General features: G+C 68.3%; 5 protein-coding genes. 2 read left to right on the plus strand and 3 right to left on the minus strand.

The window, feature by feature from the left end:
* Positions 1–360: 360 nt before the first annotated feature.
* From ACWD38_RS25475 to ACWD38_RS25485, 3 genes are all read right to left on the minus strand, one after another.
* A complete protein-coding gene (locus tag ACWD38_RS25475; RefSeq protein WP_450125073.1) occupies positions 361–1,716 on the minus strand; it encodes a peroxidase family protein in 1,356 nt (451 codons plus the stop codon).
* A gap of 431 nt (positions 1,717–2,147) precedes the next feature.
* Complete coding sequence (locus ACWD38_RS25480) at positions 2,148–3,146, minus strand: adenylate/guanylate cyclase domain-containing protein (RefSeq protein WP_246456708.1); 999 nt, start codon at positions 3,144–3,146, stop codon at positions 2,148–2,150.
* On the minus strand, positions 3,127–3,579 hold the full coding sequence (locus ACWD38_RS25485; protein WP_184478078.1) for a universal stress protein: 453 nt from the start codon (positions 3,577–3,579) through the stop codon (positions 3,127–3,129). Before ACWD38_RS25485 ends, ACWD38_RS25480 begins: the two co-directional genes overlap by 20 nt.
* Positions 3,580–3,831: 252 nt before the next feature.
* On the opposite strand from ACWD38_RS25485, the gene ACWD38_RS25490 reads away from it, so the two are divergent.
* Together ACWD38_RS25490 and coaA are read left to right on the plus strand one after the other, a co-directional pair.
* Positions 3,832–5,283, plus strand: coding sequence for an amino acid permease (locus tag ACWD38_RS25490; RefSeq protein WP_184478077.1), 1,452 nt, complete (start codon positions 3,832–3,834; stop codon positions 5,281–5,283).
* Between the two features lie 163 nt (positions 5,284–5,446).
* A complete protein-coding gene (coaA, locus tag ACWD38_RS25495; RefSeq protein WP_266089985.1) occupies positions 5,447–6,373 on the plus strand; it encodes a type I pantothenate kinase in 927 nt (308 codons plus the stop codon).
* The last annotated feature ends 216 nt before the right edge of the window (positions 6,374–6,589 follow it).

Consider the following 6,589-nt stretch of genomic DNA (forward strand, 5'->3'; position numbering starts at 1 on the left):
ATGGCGCCGACGGGGTCGCGGCATCCCACTTCCCGGAGCTCGTGGCGCTGCGACCGCCCGAACGGCCGGTCAAAACACCCAAAATCCGAGCGGCTCACCGCCACCCCGAAAAGCGCCAACAAGTTGCGTCACGCAACTGATTTCGCAGGTCATCCGACCCGGCGATCACCGGCCGGAACGCCCTCGCCGAGGGCTTGCGCGAGGCGCGGACCAGCCCGATTGCTCCGTTCGAGCGATATTGATCACAGCGGCCGCCGGAGCCGCCCGAACGGCCCAGCCCGTGAGCGCCCGGCTACGCCGCGTCGACGCGGGCGGGGCCGTGGGCGGGCCCCCGAACGCCCGCCCACGAACCGCCGGTCATCACCGCTTCGGGACGACACCCGCGTACGTCAGGAAGTCGGCGATGCCGAACTCCTGGCCGACCCCGCCGACCGTCGGCTCCCACCGCGGGAACACCGACAGGTAGGACGCCGGGTCGGACTGCAGCATCCCGATCAGCGTCTCGGCGACGATCCGGCCGCCGACCGGACCCAGCTGCCTGCCCGCGTGCAGGACCTCTGCCTCCTTGAGCACGTAGTACCAGAGGTAGATCGGCCCTTCGCTGTCCAGCTCCTCGTCGGTCAGCGGGATCTCGCCGATCTTGCGCGCCACGTCCTGGCCCGACGGCAGCTGCTGGGTCTCGCTGCGCAGCAGGTTGCGCACCACCAGCGAACCGAGCTGCGAGGGCAGCGCCCCCGCCACGGCGCCCGGCACAGCCTTCACCGGCAGGTCCAGCAGCCTGCGGTTGAGCTTCGCCTCCAGGCGCTTCGCCCGCGCCGCCTTGATCTCCGGGTCCAGCTGGAAGAAGTACCGCCAGTCCACGGCGTGCTCCGAGCGCACCGGACCGCCGCGCAGGTCCGTGCGCGGCTCCTCCGCCGCCTCCGGGTCCAGCGGGAACAGGTCCGCGACGAAGTGCTCGTTGACCCGGTACCGCGAGCGGATCGTGGAATGGCCGAACCGGTAGGCCGCGACCGCGAACTCCACGGGGATGAACGGGCGCTCCACGTCGTAGAAGCGCAGGCCGTTCTCGTCGATGTCCTCGATCAGCTGCTCGCCCACCACCAGCGGCAGGAACTCGTGGTGCAGGATCCACTGGTAGTGCCAGCGGGTGATCTGCTGGGCCTTGCGCAGCAGATCGCCGTAGTAGTCGCCCAGGTCGAGCAGGTCCTCCAGCCGCGCGCCCGCCACGTCGTCCGGCGGCGGCGCCGGCTGGGCCGGAAAACCGGTGCCGAACACGTCGGTGATCTGCCCGGAACGCAGATCGTCCACGACCCGGTTGTGGAATTTGATGAACGCCAAGTGCAACTGCGCCAAGAGCAGGTTCTCGTCGTTGCGCGGATCACCGATCAGCGCGATGTTCTCCTTGGTCCTGGCGAAATCGTGACCACCGGGATCCAAGGCGAGCTTCGTACCGCTGGATTCGGGATCGTAGAGGTATTCGTTGACCACCGGACCGCCGCCGTAGAGGTGGTCCAGGTCCAGCCTTGGCGGCCGGAAACTGCGCAGCGCGTTCGGATCGACCTCCTGCCCGAGCATGCTCGTCGGGTCGAAGGTGACGTTGTGATCCACGAATTGGCCGAAATAGGTGAAACCCGAGTCGAGCACGGTGCTCTGCTGCTCGTCGAGGGTCTCACCACCGTCGACCTTCCCACCGGGCAGGCCGAATTCCTCGGCCATCGGCAATCCGGTGGGTTCTCGCGGCGGAACCGTCGGGAACAGCCGTCCGAAACGCCCGCCCGCCGATTCGTTCCCGGGTGCCACGTATTGACCGCGTCCCCGCTGACCGTGTGATGCCATTCGTCGAACCCCCATTGCGTGAATGCGCCACCGGCTCCGGGTACGACAAACCCAGGACATTCGCGCACGATTCGACGGAACCGATCACGAGAACCGGCCGGAACAGCCGGTGCGATCAGCAGAAGCGCCGTCGAGCGGAGCGGACGTTTCCTCCCCAGAAGTCCGCCAGTGCCGGTGACCCCGTTTCCCCTACGGGTTCGGCGAGATCGTCGACCTCGCCGAACCCGAAGCTAGAGGTGCCGCGAGAACGTCGGCAACCGAACCCACCCGGGATCACTCGAACAGACCAGTCGATTCGGGCAAGACTTCGCTCAGCGAGCGCGACGCAGCGCGTAGGCCCGCAAATTGCGGAAACTCTGCACCTTCGTAGGCCCGATCGAGGTCAGGTAGTAAGCGGGGTGTGAGCGCAGCGAAGTGGCGAGCTCCCGGTCCACCAAGGCCGACGCGGGCCGGGCCACCGAGGTGAGCCTGCTGGCGATGTTCACCGTCGAGCCGTACACGTCGCCGAACCTCGCCAGCACCGGCCCCTGCGCCAAGCCGATCCGCAGCGGCGGCAACTTGCCCGCGCCGGTGATCCGCTCGTTGAGCGTCAACGCGATCTCCGCCGCGTCGGCCGCCGTGTCGGTCACGAACAGGACCTCGTCGCCGACCGTCTTCACGATGCGGCCGCGGTTCTCCGCGACGACGCTCGTCGCCGACTCCTCGAACTCGTCGATCAGCCCGGCCAGCTCGACCTCGCTGAAGTCGCGGATCAAGCGCGTGTAGCCCACCAGGTCGGCGAAGCCGATCACCTGCACGCGCTCGTCGGCGGCACCGTCGCGCTCGGTGAGCTCACGAGCCGCGGTCGCCGCGAGGTGGCGGCGCCACACGTAACCCTGCAGGTCCTCCATCACCGGCGCGATCGCCCCGGCGAACTGCGCGGTGACGTCGAGGTCCTGGGCGAACCGGTCGCCGAGCACCGAACGGAAGATCCCGACCTGCCACTCGGCGAGCCGCGACATCGTCTGCGCGAGGGTGCGCGCGACCGCGGTCTCCACCTCCTCGGTGATCACGCCGGCGGAGACCAGCTGCACGAGCGTCCGCACGGCCTGCACGTCCGCGTCGGTGAACAGCACTTCGTCGTCCTCGACGTGAGCGAAGCCCATCGCCTGCCACAGCCGCTCCAGGCGCACGAGGTCCACGTCCGCCCGCGCCGCCACCTCCGCCTTGGTGTAGCGGAACTCGCTGCCCAGCAGCGCCTTCTCGACCTCGGGGCCGAGCGGGGACTCCGCTCCGCCACGAGGCCCGTCCTCATCGTGAGGTCCGGACAACGAGCACATCGCAATCCGCCCGGCGGGAGACCTCGGAAGGCACCGACCCGAGCAATCGGCCTTTGAGCGTGTTCAGGCCCCTGCTACCCACGACCAGCAGATCGGCGTCGGCCTTCTCGGCCGCCTCGACCAGCGACGTCACCGGAGCACCCACCAGCGCCACGGTCTCCACCTCGGGCGCACCGGACTGCCGGGCGTGGTCGGCCGCTTCCAGCAGCGTCTGCTCCGCGGGCGCCGAGCCGATCACCTGGAAGGCCTCGCCGCCCAGTTCGTCCTGGGCGTGCTCGACTTCCCGGTCGCTGCTCGGGTAGTAGGCGCACACGATGACCAGTTTGGCCGACGTGTCCGCCGCGACCGCCGCCGCCTTCGACACGGCCCGCAGCGAAGGGGGCGACCCGTCGGTTCCGACAACGACACTGCGGTAGCTCGACATCTGCAGATCACCCTCCGTTGCGTGACGCACGCATCCGCGCGGACGTGAACACTAACGACCGTCCGGCCGAATCGTCACGCAATTCGGGCGAGGACTGCGGAAGGTTCGAGCCACATCCCGAACCGTGATCTCGATCGATCATCGTGCGGGTCGACAAAGGACGACCGGAAACGTCGTCGTGCCCCACAAACCTGCGGGGTTGATCAAGAGCGTACGTTTCGCCGCAACCTACGGACCCTCTAGGAGGATGCGATGGCAGTACCTGGGCTCAGCCCTGGAAGAGGAATGCTGCGGCGCAAGCCCATCGACTCGATCACCGCCGACGACGGCGAATCGGGCACCGGGCTGCAACGCACGCTGGGCCTGTGGCAGCTCACCGCCATCGGCGTCGGCGGCATCATCGGAGCGGGGGTCTTCTCGCTGGCGGGCGCCGTCGCGCACGGCAAAGCCGGTCCCGCGGTGCTGATCTCATTCCTCATCGCCGGCATCGCCAGTGCCGCGGCGGCGTTCTCCTATGCCGAATTCGCCGGAATGATCCCGAAAGCCGGATCCGCCTACACCTACGGCTACGCGGTGCTCGGCGAGGTCGTCGGCTGGTTGATCGGCTGGGACCTGCTGCTGGAGTACACCGCCATCGCGTCCGTCGTCGCGATCGGCATCTCCGGCTACTTCAACGAACTGCTCGGATTCCTGCACATCGACCTTCCGCTGTGGATGGTCGGCGCACCCGGCACCGAAGGCGGCGACGCTCCGCCCGGCAGTTACAAGGTCAACCTCTTCGCGATGCTGCTGTGCCTGCTGATCGCGTTCGTGCTCAACCAGGGCATGAAGAGCGCGGCCAAGTTCGAGACGGCACTGGTCTACCTCAAGGTCGGCGTCGTGCTGCTCGTGGTGATCGTCGGCGCGTTCCACATCAACGCGGGCAACTACACGCCGTTCTTCCCGTTCGGCATCGGCGGCGCCGTGACGGGCGCGGCGACCGTGTTCTTCGCGGTGTTCGGCTACGACGCGATGAGCACGGCCGCCGAGGAGTCCAAGGACTCGCAGAAGCACATGCCCAAGGCGATCCTGTACTCGCTGATCATCTCGATGGTGCTGTACGTGCTGGCCTGCCTGGTGCTCACCGGCATGATCCCGTACCAGCAGATCAGCGAGGAGAGCGCGTTCGCCACCGCCTTCGCCGACGTCGGCCTGCCCGTGGTGGGCGCGATCATCGCCGTGGGCGCGATCCTGGGCATCCTCACCGTGCTGTTCACCTTCATGCTCGGCGCCACCCGCGTCGGCTTCGCCATGTCCCGCGACGGACTGCTGCCGAAGTGGTTCTCCCGGACCCACCCGGTCCGCAAGGTGCCGTCCCGGTTCACCTGGCTGATCGGCATCGTCTCCGCCGTGTTCGCCGGGCTGCTGCCCATCGAGGAGGCCGCCGAGCTGACCAACATCGGCATCCTGCTGGCGTTCGTCGTGGTGTGCGCCGCGGTGATCGTGCTGCGCTACAAGCGCCCCGACCTGCCGCGCGGCTTCCGCACGCCGGGCATGCCGATCGTGCCGCTGGTCGGCATCGTGTTCTCGCTGTGGCTGGTGACCTTCCTGGCGCCGGAGACCTGGCTGCGGTTCGGCGTCTGGTTCGTGATCGGCCTGATCGTGTACGCGGCGTACGGCTACCGCCACTCCCGGATGAACCAGCGGTCCGACGACGCGTCATGAGTCGACGATCACCTGATCAGTGCCGGTGACGGTGCACTGCGTCACAGCGTGCGCGGGTACCCGAGATCTAGGGTTGCCGGTGCCGCCGGGTCGGGCGGCACCGGTGCGGACCGGCTGAGAGCGCTTCGGCCGGGCCGGTCCTCAACGTCGAGGGGTGTGCGCTGTGACGCGTGTCCGCGAACTGAGCCCGTACGTCGAATTGCACCGCAAGCAGTGGCGGGAGCTCAGCGACTCGCTCCCGCTGCCCCTGTCGCACTCCGAGCTCGCGGCGCTGCGCGGGCTCGGCGAACCCGTCGACCTCGACGAGGTCGCCGACGTCTACCTGCCGCTGTCCCGGCTGATCAACCTCCAGGTGGCGGCGCGGCAGCGGCTGCACGACAGCACCACCACGTTCCTCGGGGAGACGGCGCCGAAGGTGCCGTTCGTGATCGGCCTCGCCGGCAGCGTCGCGGTCGGCAAGTCGACCACCGCGCGCATCCTGCGCACGCTGCTGGCCCGCTGGCCGGACCACCCGCAGGTCGACCTGGTCACCACCGACGGGTTCCTGCACTCCAAGGCCGAACTGGTGCGGCGCGGCATCATGCACCGCAAGGGCTTCCCCGAGAGCTACGACCGGCGGGCGCTGCTGCGGTTCGTCACCGCGGTCAAGTCCGGCGCCGAAGCCGTGAGCGCTCCCGTGTACTCGCACCTGGCCTACGACATCCTGCCCGGTGAGGAGCAGGTGGTGCGGCAGCCCGACATCCTCATCGTCGAGGGCCTCAACGTGCTCCAGCCCGGACCGAGCCTCGCCGTGTCCGACCTGTTCGACTTCTCGATCTACGTCGACGCCCACACCGACCACATCGAGCGCTGGTACACCGATCGGTTCCTCGCGCTGCGCGGCACCGCCTTCGCCGATCCCGATTCGCACTTCCACCACTTCGCCGACCTCTCCGACGAGGACGCCCGCACCGAGGCGAGCCACCTGTGGCACACCATCAACCGGCCCAACCTGGTGGACAACATCCTCCCGACCCGCCCCCGCGCCACCCTCGTCCTGCGCAAGGACTCCGACCACACGATCAACCGCGTCCGCCTCCGCAAACTTTGAGCCTGGGCGTCACCGCAAGCACTCGGCGGCGCAAGCGAAGCCTGCCTTGCGGCGTAGCCGTGCTTGTATGCGCGACAGCGCATAGCCCACGTCGAAAAGCCGACCACCAGCGGGTTCTCAGTTGGCCTGTCGCGAGGACGGCTTTTTCCCTCGTGGCGGAGCCACTTGGGAAAAAGATCCCGCAGCGACAGGCCAACTGAGGTTCCGCCACCGGAC

Source organism: Saccharopolyspora sp. NPDC002578 (genome assembly GCF_053592695.1).